This is a genomic window from Streptomyces collinus Tu 365 (assembly GCF_000444875.1).
GTDB lineage: Bacteria > Actinomycetota > Actinomycetes > Streptomycetales > Streptomycetaceae > Streptomyces > Streptomyces collinus_A.
In genome coordinates this window covers 2,460,765-2,482,590 of sequence record NC_021985.1, presented here as the reverse complement: position 1 = coordinate 2,482,590, position 21,826 = coordinate 2,460,765, and the positions used below count along the sequence as shown (strand labels likewise).

Genomic DNA, 21,826 nt, shown 5'->3' with positions numbered 1-21,826 from the left:
CCCCGAATCATCCCTCTGCTCGGGCCCGGTGCGCGGTTTCCAGGAGTCCGGCGAGTTCCACCAGGTCGGTGCCGGTCAGGCGGGGCAGGGCGCAGCCGGACAGGGTGCGGCAGGCGTCCCGCCAGCTGTCCGGGACGGCCGCGCCGCCGCCCAGGGCTCCGGTGAGCGCCCCGGCGAGGGCGGGCGCGGAGTCGGCGACCCGGGACAGGCAGGCGGCGGCGGGCACGGCCTCGGCGATGCGGCCGCGGGCGGCGGTGGCCAGGGCGAGGGCCACCGGGACGGTCTCGGCGGCGGCGATGCCGTAGCTGTAGACGTGGTCGACGATCTGGTGCTCCAGCAGGGGGATCAGCGCGAAGGCCGACTCGCTGCCGGCGGCCAGGACGAGGGCGTGCCGGGCGTTGCGGCCGATCTCCGTCCCCGCCGGGAGCTCGGCCAGCGCGGCCGCCACGCAGGCATCGGTGTCCGCGCCGGCGAGAGCGAGGGCGAGGGCCGCCGCCATGGCCCGCGCGCCGTGCACGCCGTCGCCGTCCTGGGTGTAGCGGGCGTCGAACTCGGCGAGGTCGGCGGCCCGGCGGGGGTCGCCCGGGTGGGCCACCGCGAGGACGCAGGCGCGGACGCAGGCGGCGTCGTCGAAGTAGTGCGGGTTGTCGTGGCCGGTGGCGGGCGGGCGCAGGCCGGCGGCGAGGTTGCCGAGTCCGGCGCGTACGGAGATGCGGGCCCGCAGCGGGAGCACGGCCGACTCGACCTCGGGGGCGCGGTCCGCCGCCGCGGCGACCTCGGCGGCGACGGCGGTCCAGGTGAGGTCGATCGCGGCGCGCATCCGGCGGTCCCGGTCGAGGTCGCCGAGCACGTCGTCGTCGCCGGCCCGCAGCACCGCCTCGGCGGCGAACGCCGCCCACTCGGCGTCGTCGGAGGGGCCGAGGCGCAGCGGCTCGGGGGGCTGGTTGAGCGCGATCGGCACCGGGAGGGTGGTCGTCGCGTTCTGCTCGGCGAACGTGTCCAGCTCCCGGGTGAGCCGCCGGGTCCACTCGGGCATCCGCGCCGCCCGGTGCCGCGCGGCGGGCCACCCGGCGGCGTCCCCCGCGGCGAGCCCGATCAGCAGCCCCTCGACCCGCCGCGTCACGACCGCCCCTCACTGCCCGCACTCCCGGACTTCCCCACCCCGACGAGGGGCCCCGCCGGGCGGCCGGGCTCCTGTCTTCCGGCGGACTCAGCCGGCTCGACGGTCGTGGCGGGGGCCGGTGGGGCCGGGGGCTCGGGGGTGGTGAGCGGTTGTTGTGGCTCGGTGTGACGGGCAGTGGCGGCGGGGAGGGGCGTGGGGGGATCGGCTGGGGCGGCGGGGGGCAGGGGGCGCCGGTTGGCCGGTCGGCCGGGCGGCGGCGAGGAGCGGCGTGGGTGGCTCCGCCGGCTCGGTGGCCGGGGCTGGGGCCGGCGAGGAGGTCGCGGGCAGTGCCGGCCGGGCTTCGGCCGCCTGGGCGGAGACGAGGGGAGCCGGTGGCTGCGCTACGGCGGGGACCGGTGGGGCGAGGGGGTGGGTGGTGGTGAGCGGTTGCCGTTGATCGGCTGCCTCGGCCGGGGCGTGATGTGGGGGCGACTCGGCCGGCGTGGCGGCAGGGGTCGGGGGCGCCGGGTTCCCGGTCGCCTGGACGAGGGGAAGGGGAAGGGGAAGGGGTGGCTCGGCCGGCTCGGCGGCCGGGAGCGGTGCGGCGGCCGGGAGCGGTGCGGCGGGCGCCGGTGGCCGGGCAGTGGTCGTGGGGACTGCCGGGCGGGCAGTGGTCGCGGGGACCGCCGGGCGGCCGGTGGTGAGCAGGTGGCGGACCGCCTCCGGGAGGAGTTCCGGGGTCGTCACGGCGGAGCCCCACTTGCCGCCCTCCTCCGGGACGAGGAGTTCCGCGATGTCCAGGACGTGGTGGCCGGCCATCGACGGCAGGCAGCGGCCCCGCGCCGGGCCGATCGCCGCCGCCCACTGCGGGGGAATCGCCGCGGCGCCCCGGGTCGCGCCGGCCAGGGCGCCCGCCACCGCGGCCGTCGTGTCCGCGTCGCGGCCCATGTTGACGGCCGTCAGGACCGCTTCCCGGAAGTCCCCGTCGGCCGCCGCGTACGCGCCGAAGGCGAGGGCGACCGCCTCGGGGGCCAGGTCGGTCCACGGGTAGCCGCCGATGACCACCGCGGAGCGGACCGCGCGTTCGCCGCGGTGGGCCACGGTCACCGCGCGCCGCAGCGAGCGGGCCGTCCAGGAGTCGTCGGGGACGACCGCGAGCGCCGAGGCGATCACCACCGCCGGTGAGGCACCCGCCATCGCGGCCGCCACCCCGGCCGCGACCGCCTGGCCGCCGTAGATGCCCTCGCCCTCGTGGCTGACCGCGCCGTCGATCGCGACCAGCCGGGCCGCCTCCCCGGGGCGCCCGGCGGCGAACACCCCGAAGGGTGCCGCCCGCATGGCGAGGCCGTCGCTCCAGGCGTGCCGGTGCTGCGCGGAGATGGGGGCCGCGAGACCGCGGCGGAGGTTCTCCAGCGTGCCCCGCTCGCTGAAGCCCGCCCCGCGGAAGGGGCCCTCGGCACGGTCGGCGATCCACTGGTGCCAGGCGCCCTCGACGTGCGCGGGGGTCAGCGCCGAGCCGTGCCGGGCCAGCAGCAGCCCCGAGAAGATGGCGTACTCGGTGTCGTCCGTGCCGCACGGACGCTCGCTGACGTACCCGGTGATCCGGCCCCAGCGGGCGCGGATCTCGGAGGGCTTGAGGTTCTCCGCGGGTGCCCCGAGCGCGTCGCCGACGGCCAGCCCGAGCAGCGCGCCGCGGGCCCGCTCGCGCAGGGGGACCGCCTCCGCGGGTGCCGGGCCCGGGGGAGTAGGGGCGATCGATGCCATGGGCGGCCTCTCCTTCGCGGCGCCACGAGGGCCACGGGGACCTCGGGCGGACGGACCTCGGGCGGACGGACCTCCGGCGGTTGTCTCCGGCGGTCTCCGGTCGTCTCCCCCGGATGTCTCCCCCCGGCGGGGGCGGGCCTGAGCCCGAAGGCCATCCGTGTCACCCGGTCGGCATCTGAGCATGATCGTTCTCGCATGAGCAAGAACGGGTAAAACCGCAGGTTAGCCCAGCCTTTCCTTGCTGGCGGCCAAGAAATTATCAGCGTACGTTCGGTGTTGTCGAAAAGTAGAACTCATCCAAAGTTAGCTTTGGCTAAGCTTCCTGGGGGACCCCGCATGGCGATCATCGAGACCGAGGCGGCGCTGCACGAGGCGCACCGCGACAACCACACGCACCGTGACGTGAACGGCGGCTGGCTGCGCCCCGCCGTCTTCGGTGCGATGGACGGCCTGGTCTCCAACCTCGCCCTGATGACCGGTGTCGCGGGCGGCTCCGTGGGCCACCAGACCATCGTCATCACCGGCCTCGCGGGCCTCGCCGCCGGCGCCTTCTCCATGGCGGCCGGCGAGTACACCTCCGTCGCCTCGCAGCGCGAACTCGTCGAGGCCGAGCTGGACGTCGAGCGGCGCGAGCTGCGCAAGCACCCCCAGGACGAGGAGGACGAGCTGGCGGCGCTCTACGTGGCCCGCGGGGTGGAGCCCGGACTGGCCCGGGAGGTCGCCCGGCAGCTCTCGAAGGACCCCGAGCAGGCCCTGGAGATCCACGCCCGCGAGGAGCTGGGCATCGACCCCGGCGACCTGCCGTCGCCGCTGGTCGCCGCCGTGTCCTCGTTCGGCTCCTTCGCGCTCGGCGCCCTGCTGCCCCTGCTGCCGTACCTGCTGGGCGCCACCGCCCTCTGGCCGGCCGTGCTCCTCGCGCTGGCCGGGCTGTTCGGCTGCGGTGCCGTGGTGGCCCGGGTGACCGCCCGCTCCTGGTGGTTCAGCGGCCTGAGGCAGCTCGCGCTGGGCGGCGCCGCGGCCGGTGTGACGTACGCCCTGGGCACACTGTTCGGGACGGCCGTAGGATAGGGCCGCAGGTACTTATGCGTCGGACCGCATAAGTACCCGTTACTCGCTGGTTTCGCAGGCATGACCACGGGGCATGAGCCGTAAGCGCTGTGGGCAATGACGCCTGCGGCGCGCTGGTGGATGAGTGAAGGCGCTCATCCCGCCCCCCTCAGGGCCGACGGACGCGGATCCGACCGATCCCGTCCCGGTCCCCACACACTTCCGCCGCCCATGCGCGGCACCCGCCGCGACCCCGCGGCACCCCGGCCGCACCCCCGGCGCCGTCCGCATGTTGGAACGGAGTATCCGGTTCCCGAGAACCGCTCCATCATGTAACCTGCACGAAATTTTGCACTCCACCGCAGAGGGCCAACGTCGTCCCTCGGCACTTGCACATGCCAGATGACGACGACGGGAGAGCCGATGCGTACGCCGCGCCAGCCGTCCCAGCATTCAGCGAACGGCCAGAACTGGTCGTTCATGGATGCTCGCCCTGCTGCCCAGGGTATGTACGACCCCCGCAACGAACGCGACGCCTGTGGCGTCGGTTTCGTCGCCACTCTTACCGGCGAGGCGTCCCACACGCTGGTCGAGCAGGCACTCACCGTGCTGCGCAACCTGGAGCACCGCGGCGCCACCGGCTCCGAGCCCGACTCCGGCGACGGCGCGGGCATCCTCTCCCAGGTTCCCGACGCCTTCTTCCGTGAGGTGGCCGGTTTCGACCTTCCCGCCGCGGGCGGTTACGCGGTAGGCATCGCGTTCCTCCCGGAGGAGGGCGCCGACGTCGCCGTCTCGAAGATCGAGACGATCGCGGCCGAGGAGGGCCTCACCGTCCTCGGCTGGCGCGAGGTCCCGGTCGCCCCGGAGCTGCTCGGCGCCACCGCCCGGTCCACCATGCCGGCCTTCCGCCAGATCTTCGTGTCCGCGGCGGGGAGCGAGGGCATCGCGCTCGACCGCCGGGCCTTCGTGCTGCGCAAGCGCGCCGAGCGGGAGGCCGGGGTCTACTTCCCGTCCCTGTCCGCCCGCACGATCGTCTACAAGGGCATGCTGACCACCGGCCAGCTCGAGCCCTTCTTCCCGGACCTGTCCGACCGCCGCTTCGCCTCGGCGATCGCGCTCGTGCACTCCCGGTTCTCCACGAACACCTTCCCGTCGTGGCCGCTCGCGCACCCCTACCGCTTCGTCGCCCACAACGGTGAGATCAACACCGTCAAGGGCAACCGCAACTGGATGCGCGCCCGCGAGTCCCAGCTCGCCTCCGACCTGTTCGGCCCGGACGAGAAGACCATCGAGCGCATCTTCCCCGTGTGCACGCCGGACGCCTCCGACTCGGCGTCCTTCGACGAGGTGCTCGAACTGCTGCACCTCGGCGGCCGCTCGCTCCCGCACTCCGTGCTGATGATGATCCCGGAGGCGTGGGAGAACCACGACTCCATGGACCCGGCCCGGCGCGCCTTCTACCAGTTCCACTCCACGATGATGGAGCCCTGGGACGGCCCGGCCTGCGTCACCTTCACCGACGGCACCCAGGTCGGCGCCGTGCTCGACCGCAACGGCCTGCGCCCCGGCCGCTACTGGGTCACCGACGAGGGCCTCGTCGTCCTCGGCTCCGAGGTCGGCGTCCTCGACATCGACCCGGCCAGGGTCGTCCGCAAGGGCCGCCTGCAGCCCGGCCGCATGTTCCTCGTCGACACCGCCGAGCACCGCATCGTCGAGGACGACGAGATCAAGGCGTCCCTCGCCGCGGAGCAGCCGTACGCCGACTGGCTGGAGGCCGGCGAGATCGAGCTGGGCGACCTGCCCGAGCGCGAGCACATCGTCCACACCCACGCCTCGGTCACCCGCCGCCAGCAGACCTTCGGCTACACCGAGGAGGAACTGCGCGTCCTCCTCGCGCCGATGGCCCGCAGCGCCGCCGAACCGATCGGCTCCATGGGCACGGACTCGCCCATCGCGGCCCTGTCCGAGCGCCCGCGGCTGCTCTTCGACTACTTCACCCAGCTCTTCGCGCAGGTCACCAACCCGCCGCTGGACGCGATCCGCGAGGAGCTGGTCACCTCCCTGCGCTCGTCGCTCGGCCCGCAGGGCAACCTGCTCGACCCGACCGCCGCCTCCTGCCGGTCCGTCGTGCTGCCCTTCCCGGTCATCGACAACGACGAGCTGGCCAAGCTCATCCACATCAACGCCGACGGCGACATGCCCGGCTTCAAGGCCGCGACGCTCTCCGGCCTGTTCCGGGTCTCCGGCGGCGGCGACTCGCTGGCCGCGCGCATCGAGGAGATCTGCGCCGAGGCCGACGCGGCGATCGACAACGGCGCCCGCCTGATCGTCCTGTCGGACCGCCACTCGGACGCCGAGCACGCGCCGATCCCGTCGCTGCTGCTCACCGCGGCCGTCCACCACCACCTCATCCGCACCAAGCAGCGCACCCACGTGGGCCTGCTGGTCGAGGCCGGCGACGTCCGCGAGGTCCACCACGTCGCGCTGCTCATCGGCTTCGGCGCCGCCGCGGTCAACCCGTACCTGGCGATGGAGTCCGTCGAGGACCTGCTGCGCGCGGGCACCTTCATCGACGGCATCGAGCCCGAGCAGGCCATCCGCAACCTGATCTACGCCCTCGGCAAGGGCGTCCTGAAGGTCATGTCCAAGATGGGCATCTCCACCGTCGCCTCCTACCGCGGCGCCCAGGTCTTCGAGGCCGTCGGCCTGGACGACGCGTTCGTGGAGAAGTACTTCAACGGCACCGCCACCAAGATCGGCGGCGTCGGCATCGACGTCATCGCCAAGGAGGTCGCCGCCCGCCACGCCAAGGCCTACCCGGCCTCCGGCATCGCTCCCGCGCACCGCGCGCTGGAGATCGGCGGCGAGTACCAGTGGCGCCGCGAGGGCGAGCCGCACCTGTTCGACCCGGACACGGTCTTCCGCCTCCAGCACTCCACGCGCTCCGGCCGCTACGACATCTTCAAGAAGTACACCGAGCGGGTGAACGAGCAGTCCGAGCGCCTGATGACGCTGCGCGGCCTGTTCGGCTTCAAGTCGGACCGGCAGCCGATCCCCGTCGACGAGGTCGAGCCGGTCTCCGAGATCGTCAAGCGGTTCTCCACCGGCGCCATGTCGTACGGCTCCATCTCCAAGGAGGCGCACGAGACCCTCGCCATCGCCATGAACCAGCTGGGCGGCAAGTCCAACACCGGTGAGGGCGGCGAGGACCCGGAGCGCCTGTACGACCCGGCGCGCCGCTCGGCGATCAAGCAGGTCGCCTCCGGCCGCTTCGGCGTGACCTCCGAGTACCTGGTCAACGCGGACGACATCCAGATCAAGATGGCCCAGGGCGCCAAGCCCGGCGAGGGCGGCCAGCTGCCCGGCCACAAGGTCTACCCGTGGGTCGCCAAGACGCGTCACTCGACGCCGGGCGTGGGCCTCATCTCCCCGCCGCCGCACCACGACATCTACTCCATCGAGGACCTGGCCCAGCTGATCCACGACCTCAAGAACGCCAACCCGCAGGCCCGCATCCACGTGAAGCTGGTCTCCGAGGTCGGCGTCGGCACGGTCGCGGCCGGTGTGTCCAAGGCGCACGCGGACGTCGTCCTCATCTCGGGTCACGACGGCGGCACCGGCGCCTCCCCGCTGACCTCGCTGAAGCACGCGGGCGGCCCCTGGGAGCTGGGCCTCGCCGAGACCCAGCAGACCCTGCTGCTCAACGGCCTGCGCGACCGCATCGTGGTGCAGACCGACGGTCAGCTGAAGACCGGCCGCGACGTCGTCATCGCCGCGCTGCTCGGCGCCGAGGAGTTCGGTTTCGCGACCGCACCGCTCGTCGTCTCCGGCTGCGTCATGATGCGCGTCTGCCACCTGGACACCTGCCCGGTCGGCATCGCCACCCAGAACCCGACGCTGCGCGACCGGTTCACCGGCAAGGCCGAGCACGTGGTGAACTTCTTCAAGTTCATCGCCGAGGAGGTCCGCGAGATCCTCGCGGAGCTGGGCTTCCGCTCCATCGAGGAGGCCGTCGGCCACGCGGAGACGCTCGACGTCACCCGTGCCGTCGACCACTGGAAGGCGCAGGGCCTGGACCTGGAGCCGCTGTTCCACGTGCCGTCGCTGCCCGAGGGCGCCGTCCGCCACCAGGTGATCGAGCAGGACCACGGCCTCGAGAAGGCCCTGGACAACGAGCTGATCAAGCTGGCCGCCGACGCCCTGGCCGCCTCCGACGCCACCGAGGCCCAGCCGGTGCGCGCCCAGGTCGCCATCCGCAACATCAACCGCACGGTCGGCACCATGCTCGGCCACGAGGTGACGAAGAAGTTCGGCGGCGCGGGCCTGCCCGACGACACCGTCGACATCACCTTCACCGGCTCGGCCGGCCAGTCCTTCGGCGCGTTCCTGCCGCGCGGTGTGACGCTGCGCCTGGAGGGCGACGCCAACGACTACGTCGGCAAGGGCCTGTCCGGCGGCCGGATCGTCGTCCGCCCGGACCGGGCCGCCGACCACCTCGCCGAGTACTCGACCATCGCCGGCAACACCATCGGCTACGGCGCCACCGGCGGCGAGCTGTTCCTGCGCGGCCGTACCGGCGAGCGGTTCTGCGTCCGCAACTCCGGCGCGCTGGTGGTCTCCGAGGGCGTGGGCGACCACGGCTGCGAGTACATGACCGGCGGTCGCGCCGTGGTCCTCGGCGAGACCGGCCGCAACTTCGCGGCGGGCATGTCCGGCGGCATCGCGTACGTCATCGACCTGGACCGCGACAACGTCAACGCCGGCAACGTCGGGGCCGTCGAGGCGCTGGACGACGCCGACCGGCAGTGGCTGCACGACGTCGTGCGCCGGCACGCCGAGGAGACCGGCTCGACCGTCGCCGGGAAGCTGCTCGCCGACTGGGACGCGGCCGTGCAGCGGTTCAGCAAGATCATCCCCAGCACGTACAAGGCAGTGCTCGCCGCCAAGGACGCCGCCGAGCGAGCCGGTCTCACCGAGACCGAGATCACCGAGAAGATGATGGAGGCGGCGATCAATGGCTGACCCGAAGGGCTTCCTCAACCACGGCCGTCAGGTCGCCGAGTCCCGCCCCGTCGAGCAGCGCGTCAAGGACTGGAACGAGGTCTACGTCCCCGGTTCCCTGCTTCCGATCATCAGCAAGCAGGCCAGCCGCTGCATGGACTGCGGCATCCCGTTCTGCCACAACGGCTGTCCGCTGGGGAACCTGATCCCCGAGTGGAACGACTACGCCTACCGCGAGGACTGGGCCGCGGCCCAGGAGCGCCTGCACGCGACCAACAACTTCCCGGAGTTCACCGGTCGCCTCTGCCCGGCCCCCTGCGAGTCGGCGTGCGTGCTGGGCATCAACCAGGCGCCGGTCACCATCAAGAACGTCGAGGTCTCGATCATCGACAAGGCGTGGGAGACCGGGGACGTCGCCCCGCAGGCGCCCGAGCGCCTGTCGGGCAAGACCGTCGCGGTCGTCGGCTCGGGCCCGGCGGGCCTGGCCGCCGCCCAGCAGCTCACCCGGGCCGGTCACACCGTCGCCGTCTACGAGCGCGCGGACCGCGTCGGAGGTCTTCTCCGGTACGGCATCCCCGAGTTCAAGATGGAGAAGCGGCACATCAACCGCCGTATCGAGCAGATGCGCGCGGAGGGCACCCGCTTCCGCACCGGCATCGAGATCGGCCGCGACCTGAAGGCGACGGACCTGAAGAAGCGGTACGACGCCGTGGTCCTGGCCGTCGGCGCCACGACCGCCCGCGACCTGCCGGTCCCCGGCCGCGAACTCAAGGGCATCTACCAGGCGATGGAGTACCTGCCCCTGGCCAACAAGGTCCAGGAGGGCGACTACGTCACCACCCCGATCTCGGCCGAGGGCAAGCACGTCGTCGTCATCGGCGGCGGCGACACCGGCGCCGACTGCGTGGGCACCGCCCACCGCCAGGGCGCGGCCTCGGTCACGCAGCTGGAGATCATGCCCCGCCCGAACGACGAGCGGCACCCGACGAACCAGCCGTGGCCGACCTTCCCGATGCTCTACAAGGTCACCTCGGCGCACGAGGAGGGCGGCGAGCGGGTCTACTCCGTCTCCACCACCCACTTCGAGGGCGACGAGGACGGCAACGTCCAGTGGCTGCACCTGAGCGAGGTCGAGTTCGTCGACGGCAGGCTGACCTCCAAGCCGGGCACGGAGCGCAAGATCCCCGCCCAGCTGGTCACCCTCGCCATGGGCTTCACCGGCACCGACCGGGAGAACGGTCTCGTGGAGCAGTTCGGTCTCGACCTCGACGAGCGCGGCAACATCGCCCGCGACGCCGACTTCCAGACCAACGTGCCCGGCGTGTTCGTCGCCGGGGACGCCGGCCGCGGCCAGTCGCTGATCGTCTGGGCGATCGCCGAGGGCCGTTCCGCGGCCCGCGGTACGGACCGCTTCCTGACCGGTGCCAGCGACCTGCCGGCCCCGATCCGCCCGACGGACCGCTCCCTGGCGGTCTGACGGGCCCCGCGAAACGTTACGTACAACGGCGTACGGAACAAGGACGACGCCTGCCCACCATGTCCCCGACCGGACGGTGGGCAGGCGTCGTCGCACGTCCGGACACCGCGACGGCCGGGCACGCGCGGCCCCCGGCCCACCGCCGGACTTCCCGGACGGCCGACGCCTGCCGCCCTCCGCCCGGCCGGACGGCCCGGGGCCGACGGCGTGCACCACCGCCGTGACGACGGCCGGCACGGCGGCGAGGAGCGGGACCGCGGAGCCGCCTCACGCGGCGGCGCCTCCCGTGAGGTCCGCGACCTTGACCCAGGCGAGCACGAGCAGCACCACCAGCAGCGCCACGCACACGCCGGTCTGGATCAGCGCACGGCGGCCGTCCCGGGGCGCGTAGGCGTACGCCAGCGTCACCGTGCCGCCCGCCAGCAGTCCGCCGAGGTGGCCCTGCCAGGACGTCATCCCCGCGGAGAGCACCAGCCACAGCAGCAGGCCGATCATGTAGCGGTTGACCGCCTGCATGTCGTAGCCGAGGCGGCGGCCCATGACCCAGTAGGCCGCGCCGAGCCCGAAGATGGCGCCGGAGGCGCCCACGCCCAGGACGTCCGGCGCGATGAGCAGCTGCAGGACGGAACCACCCAGGGCCGACAGCAGGTACAGGGCCAGGTAGCGGACCCGGCCCAGCTGCGTCTCCACCACCCGGCCGACCGTCCACAGCGAGGCCATGTTCATCACGATGTGCAGCACGCCGATGCCCTCGGACGGCGGCATGTGCAGGAAGGCGCCGGTCAGCAGCCGCTCCCACTCGCCGCCCGCGAGGCCCTCGGCGTGCACGGAGGAGTCGTACGGGAACTGCCACAGGTAGTGCGCGCCGCCCGCGCCCCCGAGCCCGGCCCCCAGCATCCCGAACCGGTCCACGATCGACGGGCGCGCCAGCTCGGCCAGGTAGGCGAGCACGTTGAGCCCGATGAGGACGTACGTCACCAGCGGCACCGCGCTGATCCGGCCACCGAAGGCCGTGCGCGCCTGCCGGACCGACCGCGCGCCCTCCCTCACGCACTCCACGCACTGGTGGCCGACCGCGGCCTCCCGCATGCACGACGGGCAGATGTGACGGTCGCAGCGGGTGCAGCGGACGTGCGACTCCACCTTGGGGTGACGAAAGCACGTGGTGACGGCGGACTCGGCGGTCACGGCCGGCTCCTCTGAGAACGATCGGACAGGGGTGAGCCGGTGGGGACGGCGCCGAACAAAATAGCCAACGCCGGACGCGGGAGTGACGGCAGGGGCCGGTGATCACATGGGCTCGCGTCCCCCGGAGGTCACCGACCCTTGCTCAGCCGTCGTCCGCGTCCCCGAGGACGGCCTCCCGGCACTCCTCGGGGGTGCCCCATGCGGTGCGCAGCGCACGGGCCTTGGTCAGCCACAGGGACAGGTCGTACTCCGCCGTGTACCCGATCGCGCCGTGCAGCTGGAGCGCGGTGCGGGCCGTGGTGTACGCCGCCTCGCACGCCTTCAGCTTGGCGGCGGCGACGTCCGCCGGGCGCAGCGACAGCGCCGCCCCGAACACCAGCGGACGGGCGAACTCCAGGGCGATCACCGCGTCGGCCAGGCGGTGCTTGACCGCCTGGAAGGAGCCGACCGGGACCCCGAACTGCGTGCGCTGCCGCACGTACGCGACCGTCCGGTCGAGCAGGGCGAGGCCGACCCCGAGGGCCTGGGCGGCGGTCGCGAGGCGCGCCCAGGCCAGCGCGCGGGCCCACGGCGGATCGGGGACCAGCAGCTCGCCGCCGGGCGTCAGCGGGGTCAGCCTGCGGGCCGGGTCGAGGGAGGAGCGGACCGGGCCGGGCCCCGGGGACAGCATCAACCCCTCGGTGGTCGAGGCGAGATGGAGCCTGGCCGCGTCGCCGTCGAGCGCGTACCCGCCGGGTGCCGCCACGGTCGCCAGGGTCCCGCCCGCCGCGAGCCCGGGCAGGAACCGCCGGGCCGGCGCTCCCTCGCCGAGCAGCACGGCCGCCGCGACCGTCTCGACCAGCGGCCCGGGCACCGCGCACCGGCCCAGCTCCACGAAGGCGACGGCCAGTTCCACCGGGTGCGGGCCCAGCCCCCCGTACTCCTCCGGCACCGCCAGCGCGAACACCCCCGCGTCCGCGACCCGCTGCCACAGCGCGCGCCCGCGCGCGTGCTCGCCATGGCTCCACCGCCGCACCACCGCCGGGGTGTCCGCCGCCGCCAGCATCGCGCGCAGCGAGTCGGCGAACGCGCGCTGCTCGGTGTCCAGCAGGAAACGCATCAGCGGCGTCCCTTCGGCAGGCCGAGCAGCCGCTCGGCGACGATGTCCCGCTGGATCTCGTTGGTGCCCGCGTAGATGGGCCCGGCCAGGGCGAAGACGTAGCCCTCCGCCCAGTCGGTGTCCGCGGACTCGCCCCCGGCGCCGAGGAGATCGAGCGCCGTCTCGTGCAGCGCCAGGTCGTACTCGGACCAGAAGACCTTGTTCAGGCTGGACTCCGGGCCGAGCGAGGCGCCCTGCAGGAAGCGGCAGGCGGCCGCGTAGGTGAACAACTGGTAGGCGCGGGCGCCCACCAGGGCGTCGGCCACCCGGCCGCGTGCCTCCCGCGGGCGCCCGGCGGCCCGCCACAGCTCCCGCAGCCGGGCGGCCGAGGCCAGGAAGCGGCCGGGGGAGCGCAGGGTGAGGCCCCGTTCGTTGCCCGCCGTGGACATCGCGATCCGCCAGCCCTGGCCGGGCTCGCCGATCACGTCCTCGTCGGGCACGAAGACCTCGTCCAGGAACAGCTCCGCGAAGGCCGGCCTGCCGTCCAGGCGGCCGATCGGGCGGACCGTGACGCCGGGGGCGCGCAGGTCGAACATCAGGTACGTCAGGCCCTGGTGCGGTCGCGGCGCGCCGGGCTCGCTGCGGAACAGGCCGAAGGCCCGGTCGGCGAAGGCGGCCCGCGAGGACCAGGTCTTCCGGCCGCTCAGCAGCCAGCCGCCGGCCGCTCTCACCGCCCTGGAGGTGAGCGCGGCCAGGTCGGAGCCGGCCTCCGGCTCGGACCACGCCTGCGCCCAGACGACCTCGCCCGTCGCCATCGGCGGCAGCACCCGCGCCCGCTGCTCCGCCGTGCCGTGGTCGAACAGCGTCGGCGCGAGCAGGCTGATCCCGTTCTGGCCGACCCGGCCCGGCGCGCCCGCCGCCCAGTACTCCTCCTCGAACACCAGCCAGCGCAGCAGCCCGGCGCCCCGCCCGCCGTACTCCTCGGGCCAGGAGACCACCGACCAGCGGTCCGCGGCCAGTTCTGCCTCCCAGGCACGATGCGCCGCGAAGCCCTCTGCCGTCTCCAGGGAGGGCAGCGGCGCGCGCGGCACGTGCGCCGCGAGCCAGGCACGGGCCTCGGCGCGGAACTCCTCGTCCGCAGGAGCGTGGGTCAGGTCCACGGCCGCCGTCACCGTCCTTCCCTAACAAGTGTTTGGTAGGTTAGCGTGGGCCCATGACAGGCGTCGAGAGTCCGGCGTACGAGCCCGGCCACGGGCTGCTGAGGGGCCGCACCGCCGTCGTCACCGCGGCGGCCGGCGCGGGGATCGGCGGGGCGACCGCGCGCCGCTTCCTGGAGGAGGGCGCCCGGGTGCTGATCAGCGACGCGCACCCGCGCCGGCTGAAGGAGCACGAGGCCCGGCTGGGCCGGGAGTTCCCGGGCGCCGTGACCGCGACACCCTGCGACGTCACCGACGAGGCTCAGGTCCGCGCACTGTTCGAGACGGCCGCACGCCACCACGGCAGACTCGACATCGTCGTCAACAACGCGGGCCTCGGGGGCACTTCGGACCTCGCCGACATGACCGACGCACAGTGGTCGCGCGTCCTCGACGTCACCCTGGGCGGCACCTTCCGCTGCACCCGGGCGGCTCTGCGCGCCATGCGGGACACCGGCGGCGGGGTCATCGTCAACAACGCCTCCGTCGTCGGCTGGCGCGCCCAGGCCGGACAGGCCCACTACGCCGCCGCCAAGGCCGGGGTGATGGCGCTGACCCGGTGCGCGGCGCTGGAGGCGGCCGGTTACGGGGTGCGCGTCAACGCGGTCGCCCCCAGTCTCGCGATGCACCCGCACCTGGTGAAGGTCACCTCGGCCGAACTCCTCGAAGAGCTGACCGCCCGGGAGGCTTTCGGGCGGTACGCCGAACCCTGGGAGGTGGCCAACGTCATCGTGTTCCTCGCGTCCGGCTACTCCTCCTACCTCACCGGCGAGGTCGTCGCCGTCAGCAGCCAGCACCCCTGACGGCGGGCAGACCACAATGGGTCCGTGCCGACCAAGAAGAAGCCCCAGGTGACCGCCCCGAAGAAGCCCACGGCGGCCGCCGCCCAGGCGCGCCGCGGCGAACTGCTCGCCACCGCCGCCGAGGTCTTCGCCGAACAGGGCTACAACGCAACGACCGTCCGCGCCATCGCCGACCACGCCGGCATGCTCGCGGGCAGCCTCTACTACCACTTCGACTCCAAGGAGTCGATGCTGGAGGAGATCCTGCGCACCTTCCTCGACGAACTGTGGGACGGCTACGACACCGTCCTGGCCTCCGAGCTCGGCCCCCGCGAGACCCTGGAGGCCCTCGTCACCGAGTCCTTCCGGGAGATCGACCGGCACCGCGCCGCCGTCGCGATCTACCAGAAGGAGAGCCGGCAGCTCGTCGCCCAGGACCGCTTCGCCTTCCTCGCCGACTCCCAGCGCCGGTTCGAGAAGGCCTGGCTGTCCACCCTGGAAGAGGGCGTGGCCCGGCGCGTCTTCCGCGCCGACCTGGACGTCCGGCTCACCTACCGGTTCGTCCGCGACACCGTGTGGGTCGCCGCCTCCTGGTACCGGCCCGGCGGACAGCACAGCCCCGAGGAGATCGCCCGGCAGTACCTGTCGATGGTGCTGGACGGGATCGCCGTACGCACCTGACACCGGGGACCACCACCCCTTTCCTGTGAGGGAGTCGCCATGGCCGAGGCCTACATCGTCGAAGCGGTCCGCACACCCGTCGGACGGCGCGGGGGAGGACTCGCCCGGGTCCACCCGGCCGACCTCGGCGCCCATGTGCTGACGGCGCTCGTCCGGCGGACCGGCATCGACCCGGCCGCCGTGGAGGACGTCGTCTTCGGCTGCCTGGACGCCGTCGGGCCGCAGGCCGGGGACATCGCCCGCACCAGCTGGCTGGCCGCCGGCCTGCCCGAGGAGGTGCCGGGCGTGACCGTCGACCGGCAGTGCGGCTCCTCCCAGCAGGCCGTGCACTTCGCCGCGCAGGCCGTGCTCTCCGGCACCCAGGACCTGGTGGTCGCGGGCGGGGTGCAGAACATGTCCCAGATCCCCATCGCCTTCGCCTCCCGGCAGGCCGCCGAACCCCTCGGCCTGACCGACGGACCCTTCCTCGGCAGCACCGGCTGGCGCGCCCGCTACGGCGACCGGCCCGTCAACCAGTTCGCCGGCGCCGAGATGATCGCCGCCAAGTGGGGCATCAGCCGCGAGGACCAGGAGGAGTTCGCGCTGCGCTCGCACCGGCGGGCGGTGTGGGCCATCGACACGGGCCGCTTCGAGCGGGAGACCGTGCCCTGCGGCGAGGTCACCCTCGACGAGGGCCCGCGCCGCGACACCTCCCCGGAGAAGATGGCCGCCCTGAAGCCCGTCCTCGACGGCGGCACCATCACCGCCGCCTGCTCCTCCCAGGTCTCCGACGGAGCGGCGGCCATGCTGCTCGCCTCCGAACGCGCGGTACGGGAACACGGGCTGCGCCCCCGCGCCCGCGTCCACCACCTCTCCGTACGCGGCGAGGACCCCATCCGCATGCTCTCCGCGCCCATACCGGCCACGGCGCACGCCCTGAAGAAGACCGGCCTGACCATCGACGCCCTCGACCTCGTGGAGATCAACGAGGCCTTCGCCCCCGTCGTCCTGGCCTGGCTGAAGGAGACCGGCGCCGACCCGGACAAGGTCAACGTCAACGGCGGCGCGATCGCCCTCGGCCACCCGCTCGGCGCCACCGGCGTCCGGCTGATGACCACCCTGCTCCACGAACTCGAGCGCACCGGCGGCCGGTTCGGGCTGCAGACCATGTGCGAGGGCGGCGGCCAGGCGAACGTGACGATCATCGAACGGCTGTGAGGTCCCCCAGTCCCGTCAGCACCTCCCCGGCCTCCCGCATGATCCGCCCCACCAGCTCCGCGCACGACGGCAGGTCGTCGATCAGCCCGGCGACCTGCCCGGACGCCATCACCCCGAGGTCCGTACGGCCCTCCACCATCGCCGACCTCAGCAGCATCGGCGTGTTCGCCGCGAGCAGCACCTGACCCCACGACAGCTCCTTGCCGTGCCGCAGGGCCAGCCCGTCCCGGACCATCTGCCGCCAGGTGAGCCCCGACAGCCGCCGGAACCCCGCGGCCCGCCGCACCGCGTGGCCCAGCGCCCGTATCCGCCCCGACCGCTCCAGCGCGTCCACCAGGTCCGTGCGCAGCATCCGGTGCGGCAGCCCGTCCACCGCCCGGGTGACCGTGACGTCCCGGACCGTCGCCGCCAGATACCGGGCCTTCACCGGGTCCGGCACCGTCGAGTCCGAGGTGAGCAGGAACCGGGTGCCCATGGCCACCCCCGCCGCCCCGTAGGCCAGGGCCGCGACCAGCCCCCGCCCGTCGAAGAAGCCGCCCGCCGCCACGACCGGTATCCGCACCGCGTCCACCACCTGCGGCAGCAGCACCGTCGTCGCCACCTCACCGGTGTGCCCGCCGCCCTCACCACCCTGCACGATCACCGCGTCCGCACCCCACGCCGCCACCTTCTCGGCGTGCCGCCGCGCCCCTACGGACGGGACGACCACCACCCCGGCCTCCTTGAGCCGGCCGATCAGCTCGGGGGAGGGGGCGAGGGCGAAGGACGCCACCCGGACCCCCTCCTCCAGCATGATCCCCACCCGGTCCGCCGCGTCCGCCGCGTCCGCCCGCAGATTCACCCCGAACGGGGCCCGCGTCCGCGACCGCACCTCCCGCACGGCGTCACGGAGCTGGTCCAGCGTCATGGTCGCGGAGGCGAGGATGCCGAGCGCCCCCGCCTCCGCCGCCGCCGAGACCAGCCGCGGTCCGGCCACCCAGCCCATCCCGGTCTGCACGATCGGATGCCGGACCCCGACCAGCCGGGTCAGCGCGGTCTCCATCACCCCTCACCCCCGCACCGCGCCGGGCACCTCGCGCGCCCGCGCTCCGTCCGGATCCAGCACCTCACGGATCAGCCGCAGTTCCTCGGCCGTCGGCTCCCTGGTCCACGGCACCTCGTACGGCACCGCGAGCGCGAACCCGGTCGCCTCCCGCACCTGCTCCACGCCCACCCCCGGGTGCAGCGAGGCCAGCCGCATCGACCGGTCCGGCGTGGCGAAGTCGAAGACGCCGAGATCGGAGACGACCCGGGGGATCCGGTGGAAGCGTGCCGTGCCGCCCAGGGCGGCCGCCCGGTCGTACCCCACCCCGCACACCATGTCCACCCGCTCCACGAACACCCGCCGGGAATGCCTGGGGATCCAGTAACTGGTCGGGTTGTTCAGCGTGTTGAGCGGCGCCCCGCGCACCCCGAGCAGCTGGCGCCGGGGCCGGGACCAGTCGCCGATGCAGGAGATGTTCTGGTTGCCGAACCGGTCGATCTGGCTCGCCCCCATCATCACGTGCCGCCGGCCGCCCGCGACCAGGGCCAGGTGCCGCCGGTAGGGCAGCCAGCCCTCCGGTGTGCCGTCCGGGCGGACCAGCAGCGCCTCCCCGTCGGTGAGCAGCAGGTCCGGGGCGAAGGTGAGCCGGGCCAGCCGCGCGCCCAGCGACGGGATCAGCCCCATCGGACTGGCCAGGACCTCCCCGTCGCCCCGCCACGCCTCGGCGCAGGCGATCACGCAGTATTCGGCTCGCGTGACCCTCATCCCCGCGGCTCCTTCCGCCACCGCCGCACGGCTTCCCGGTACTCCTTCTCGTCCCCGGCCAGGAACCGCTCGGCGAACTCCGGCCACGGCGTGGACGCGTACGCCCGCTGGAACTCCTCGTCCCGGCCGTAGTCCGGCGCGCACGAGGTGAAGTGCGCCCCGTTCGGCGCCTCGACCACACCGGTCACCGACAGTCTTCTCAGCAGCAGCGACTGCGGGGCCGCCGCCTTGGTCAGCTCGGCGGTGTCGACGATCCGCTCGCAGGACACGTACGCCTCGTCCGCCGCCTCGCAGAACAGGTCGTCGAAGTACGGGTCGGGGCCCAGGTACTGGCCGTTGCCCAGCCGGTCGGCACGGTTGACGTGGACCAGGGCCGCGTCCATCCGCAGGGCGGGCATCGCCACCAGCGTCTCCCCGTCCTCGTACGGCGACGTGACCGTGCGCAGAGCCGGGTTGACCCGCATGACGTCCGAGCCGAGGCCCGCCCGGACCGGCAGGAACGGCAGCCGGTGCGCGGCCGCGCGCAGCCCCGACAGGAGCATCCCCTCGTCGACCTCCGTCAGCTCGAAGGCGCCGCTCTCGCGCGCCGCCCGGTAGTGCGGTTCGAGCGGGACGGAGTCGAGGGTGACGAAGGCGGTGACCAGTCTGCGGATCCGGCCTGCGGCGGCCAGCACACCGACGTCCGGGCCGCCGCAGGACACCACCGTCAGATCCCCGATCCCGGCGCGCAGCAGAGCCCTGACCAGGGCCATGGGCTTGCGCCGTGAACCCCAGCCGCCTATGCCCAGGGTCATCCCGCTGGACAGCCGGGAGACCACCTCGTCGGCGGTCATCGTCTTGTCGCCCACCTACGCCCCCTCCTTCCCGAACGTGTCGCGCACCCGGTCGGCCGGCCCGCCGAGGTTGGCCTCGAACGTGAACCCCTGCTCGTAGCGGTAGCTGCGGCGCACGTCGACCGGGTCGATCCCGTTGATGGCGGCCTTCGCCATCCGCAGCAGCTCCCCGTCCTTCGCCGCGATCTCCCCGGCCAGCTCCAGCGCCGCCGCGCGCAGGCCGGGGCGCGGCACCACACGCCAGACGGAGCCGTGCGCGTGCAGCTCGGCGGCGCTCGCCGTGCGCGCGGTGTAGTACAGCGCCCGCATCAGGTGCTGCGGGACCAGCCGGGCCAGATGGGTCGCGGCCCCCAGCGCGCCCCGGTCCAGCTCCGGCAGCCCGAACGAGGCGTCGTCGCTCGCCACGATCGCGTCCGCGTTGCCCACCAGGCCTATCCCGCCGCCCAGGCAGAACCCCTGGACCGCCGCGACCACCGGCGTCTCGCACTCGTACACCGCCGCGAAGGCCGCCGCACAGCCCCGGTTGGCACCGATCAGCGCCTCGTGCCCGCGCGTCTGTATCTCCTTGATGTCCACGCCCGCGTTGAACCCGCGCCCCTCGGCGGCCAGCACCACGCACCGCACGCCGGGGTCGCGGCCGGCCGCGCGCACGGCCTCGGCCAGCGCGAACCAGCCGTGCACCGGCAGCGCGTTCACCGGCGGGAAGTCGACGGTGACTACGGAAATCCCCTTTTCCGGGGCCGACAGGGAGACACCCATGGACGCATCAGCTACCTTCGCACTCAACGCCTTTCCACCAAACATTTGTTAGGTGGGACGGCTTCGAAGCTAGCAGTCACCGCAGACGAGCGGGAGGGCCTGTGGAAAACTCCGGACACCCCCCGCCCGAGCCTGTGGACGACCGGCGGGACGGCCGCGTCGTCGTCGTCACCGGCGGTACCCGGGGCGTGGGCGCCGGCATCGCCCGTGCCTTCGCCGCGGCCGGCGCCCGGGTCCTGGCCTGCGCCCGGCGCCCACCTGAACGGGCCCTGCCGGGCGTCGAGTTCGCCCCCCTGGACCTGCGCGACCCGCCCGCCGTGCGCGCGTTCTTCGCCGCCCTGCCCCGGCTCGACGTGCTGGTCAACAACGCGGGCGGCACCCCGTACCGCCTGCTGACGGACGCCGACGCCGAACGGCACGCCCGGGTCATCGAGCTGAACCTCCTCACCCCGCTCACCGCCTCCCTCGCCGCCCACGGGCAGCTCCGGCGCACCCGGGGCTGCGTCGTGATGGTCGGCAGCGTCAGCGGCGGCCGCCCCTCGCCCGGCTCGGCGGCCTACGGCGCGGCCAAGGCGGGACTGGAGAACCTGGCCGCCTCCATGGCGGTGGAGTGGGCGCCCGAGGTCCGGGTCAACACGCTGGTGGTCGGGATGGTCCGCACCGAGGCGTCCGCCCCGCACTACGGCGGCCCGGACGGCCTCGCCGCCGTCTCCCGGACCGTTCCGCTCGGCCGGCTCGCCACCCCCGCCGACGTGGCCGGGGCCGCCGTCTTCCTGGCCTCCGGCGAGGCCGCCTACATCAGCGGGGCGAGCCTGCTGGTGCACGGGGGCGGCGAGCGGCCCGCCTTCCTGGACGCGGCCGGCACCGGTACCGGACACCCCACCGAAGGAGACACCCGATGACCGGAATCTGCGCGGGACGCGTCGTCGTCGTCACCGGCGCCGGACGGGGGCTGGGCCGGGCGCACGCCCTCGCCTTCGCCGCCGAGGGCGCCCGGGTCGTCGTCAACGACCTCGGCGTCGGGCCGGACGGGACCCCCGGCCCCGACAGCCCGGCGGCGGCCGTCGCCGCGGAGATCCGGCGGGCGGGCGGCGAGGCCGTCGCGCACGGCGGGGACGTGGCGACGGCCGAGGGGGCCGCCTCCTTGATCAGGACCGCCGTCGAGACGTACGGCCGGCTCGACACCCTCGTCAACAACGCGGGCTTCCTGCGCGACCGCATGCTCGTCAACCTCGACGAGGACGACTGGGACGCCGTGCTCCGCGTGCACCTCAAGGGGCACTTCCTGCCTCTCCGGCACGCCGCCGCGCACTGGCGGGCCGAGGCCGGGGCCGGCCGCCCACCCGTGGCCCGGATCGTCAACACCAGCAGCGGAGCCGGCCTGCTGGGCTCGGTCGGGCAGGGCAACTACAGCGCCGCCAAGGCCGGGATCGTCGGCCTGACCCTCGTCGCGGCGGCCGAACTCGCCCGCTACGGCGTCCAGGTCAACGCCGTCGCCCCGGCCGCCCGCACCCGCATGACGGAACGCGTCTTCGCCGCGGCCATGGCCGCACCGGACACGGGCTTCGACGCCATGGCCCCCGAGAACGTCTCCCCGCTGGTCGTCTGGCTCGGCTCCGCCGGGAGCGCGGGCGTGACCGGCCGCGTGTTCGGGGCGGAGGGCGGCCGGATCACCGTCATGGAGGGCTGGCGCCCGGGCCCCTCGGCCGACACGGGCGCCCGCCGGACCCCGGCCGAGGCGGGCGACACCGCGCTGAAGCTGGTGGCGCGGGCCGAGCCGCCGGGAGCGGTGTACGGCGCCAGGGAATGAGGCCCGCGAGGCGCACGGCCCGGGCGGCGGCGTGATGCGGCCCGGAATCCTCCGTGGCCCGGGAGCAGGGAGTACGGCCCGATCCGGACGGCGGGACTTTGCGGACACGGTCTAGTACTCCA

At 73.9% G+C, this 21,826-nt stretch carries 17 protein-coding genes; 8 read left to right on the top strand and 9 right to left on the bottom strand.

From position 1 onward, the window contains the following. Positions 1–7: 7 nt before the first annotated feature. Together B446_RS10590 and B446_RS41105 are read right to left on the bottom strand one after the other, a co-directional pair. Positions 8–1,123 carry an ADP-ribosylglycohydrolase family protein gene (locus B446_RS10590; RefSeq protein ID WP_020939423.1) on the bottom strand — a complete coding sequence of 372 codons (1,116 nt, stop codon included), beginning with the start codon at positions 1,121–1,123 and terminating at the stop codon, positions 8–10. 87 nt (positions 1,124–1,210) lie between these two features. After that, positions 1,211–2,866, bottom strand: a complete 1,656-nt coding sequence (locus B446_RS41105; protein WP_020939422.1) for an ADP-ribosylglycohydrolase family protein — start codon at positions 2,864–2,866, stop codon at positions 1,211–1,213. Positions 2,867–3,202: 336 nt separating this feature from the next. On the opposite strand from B446_RS41105, the gene B446_RS10580 reads away from it, so the two are divergent. The 3 genes from B446_RS10580 to B446_RS10570 all read left to right on the top strand — a co-directional run bounded on the left by B446_RS10580 (position 3,203) and on the right by B446_RS10570 (position 10,391). Further along, positions 3,203–3,934, top strand: a complete 732-nt coding sequence (locus B446_RS10580) for a VIT1/CCC1 transporter family protein (RefSeq protein ID WP_020939421.1) — start codon at positions 3,203–3,205, stop codon at positions 3,932–3,934. A 402-nt stretch (positions 3,935–4,336) separates the two neighbouring features. After that, entirely contained in the window at positions 4,337–8,935 is a 4,599-nt protein-coding gene (gene gltB, locus B446_RS10575) for a glutamate synthase large subunit (protein ID WP_193384441.1), read from the top strand. Beyond that, the gene (locus B446_RS10570) at positions 8,928–10,391 is read left to right on the top strand and encodes a glutamate synthase subunit beta (RefSeq protein ID WP_020939419.1); all 1,464 of its coding nucleotides are present in this window, start codon (positions 8,928–8,930) and stop codon (positions 10,389–10,391) included. Before gltB ends, B446_RS10570 begins: the two co-directional genes overlap by 8 nt. 267 nt (positions 10,392–10,658) lie before the next feature. Here the strand turns inward: B446_RS10570 and B446_RS10565 are convergent, their stop codons facing one another. The 3 genes from B446_RS10565 to B446_RS10555 all read right to left on the bottom strand — a co-directional run bounded on the left by B446_RS10565 (position 10,659) and on the right by B446_RS10555 (position 13,817). Continuing rightward, positions 10,659–11,579 carry a rhomboid family intramembrane serine protease gene (locus tag B446_RS10565; protein WP_020939418.1) on the bottom strand — a complete coding sequence of 307 codons (921 nt, stop codon included), beginning with the start codon at positions 11,577–11,579 and terminating at the stop codon, positions 10,659–10,661. A 142-nt stretch (positions 11,580–11,721) separates the two neighbouring features. Beyond that, positions 11,722–12,678, bottom strand: a complete 957-nt coding sequence (locus B446_RS10560; RefSeq protein ID WP_020939417.1) for an acyl-CoA dehydrogenase family protein — start codon at positions 12,676–12,678, stop codon at positions 11,722–11,724. Then, positions 12,678–13,817: an acyl-CoA dehydrogenase family protein gene (locus B446_RS10555; protein ID WP_020939416.1), complete on the bottom strand. Its 1,140-nt coding sequence runs from the start codon at positions 13,815–13,817 to the stop codon at positions 12,678–12,680. Before B446_RS10555 ends, B446_RS10560 begins: the two co-directional genes overlap by 1 nt. A gap of 53 nt (positions 13,818–13,870) precedes the next feature. Here B446_RS10555 and B446_RS10550 point away from each other — a divergent pair, with 53 nt between their 5' ends. From B446_RS10550 to B446_RS10540, 3 genes are read left to right on the top strand one after another with little or no spacing between them, the layout of a single operon-like run. Next, on the top strand, positions 13,871–14,656 hold the full coding sequence (locus tag B446_RS10550; RefSeq protein ID WP_020939415.1) for an SDR family oxidoreductase: 786 nt from the start codon (positions 13,871–13,873) through the stop codon (positions 14,654–14,656). 24 nt (positions 14,657–14,680) lie between these two features. Then, complete coding sequence (locus tag B446_RS10545; protein ID WP_020939414.1) at positions 14,681–15,316, top strand: TetR/AcrR family transcriptional regulator; 636 nt, start codon at positions 14,681–14,683, stop codon at positions 15,314–15,316. 39 nt (positions 15,317–15,355) lie between these two features. Beyond that, entirely contained in the window at positions 15,356–16,513 is a 1,158-nt protein-coding gene (locus B446_RS10540; protein ID WP_020939413.1) for an acetyl-CoA C-acetyltransferase, read from the top strand. On the opposite strand, the gene B446_RS10535 is transcribed toward B446_RS10540, so the two are convergent. Genes B446_RS10535 through B446_RS10520 form a run of 4 tightly spaced genes read right to left on the bottom strand, consistent with a single transcriptional unit; the run spans position 16,497 to position 19,894 of the window. Next, complete coding sequence (locus B446_RS10535; RefSeq protein WP_020939412.1) at positions 16,497–17,555, bottom strand: NAD(P)H-dependent flavin oxidoreductase; 1,059 nt, start codon at positions 17,553–17,555, stop codon at positions 16,497–16,499. The genes B446_RS10540 and B446_RS10535 overlap by 17 nt on opposite strands. Before the next feature lie 6 nt (positions 17,556–17,561). Then, positions 17,562–18,302, bottom strand: coding sequence for a CoA-transferase subunit beta (locus B446_RS10530; protein ID WP_020939411.1), 741 nt, complete (start codon positions 18,300–18,302; stop codon positions 17,562–17,564). Next, complete coding sequence (locus B446_RS10525) at positions 18,299–19,150, bottom strand: CoA transferase subunit A (RefSeq protein WP_020939410.1); 852 nt, start codon at positions 19,148–19,150, stop codon at positions 18,299–18,301. Before B446_RS10525 ends, B446_RS10530 begins: the two co-directional genes overlap by 4 nt. Beyond that, positions 19,151–19,894, bottom strand: coding sequence for an enoyl-CoA hydratase family protein (locus B446_RS10520; protein WP_020939409.1), 744 nt, complete (start codon positions 19,892–19,894; stop codon positions 19,151–19,153). It abuts the gene before it with no gap. Between the two features lie 101 nt (positions 19,895–19,995). Between B446_RS10520 and B446_RS10515 the strand changes: the two genes are divergently transcribed. Then, positions 19,996–20,796, top strand: a complete 801-nt coding sequence (locus tag B446_RS10515; protein ID WP_234967477.1) for an SDR family oxidoreductase — start codon at positions 19,996–19,998, stop codon at positions 20,794–20,796. Continuing rightward, a complete protein-coding gene (locus tag B446_RS10510) occupies positions 20,793–21,704 on the top strand; it encodes an SDR family oxidoreductase (protein ID WP_020939407.1) in 912 nt (303 codons plus the stop codon). Before B446_RS10515 ends, B446_RS10510 begins: the two co-directional genes overlap by 4 nt. The last annotated feature ends 122 nt before the right edge of the window (positions 21,705–21,826 follow it).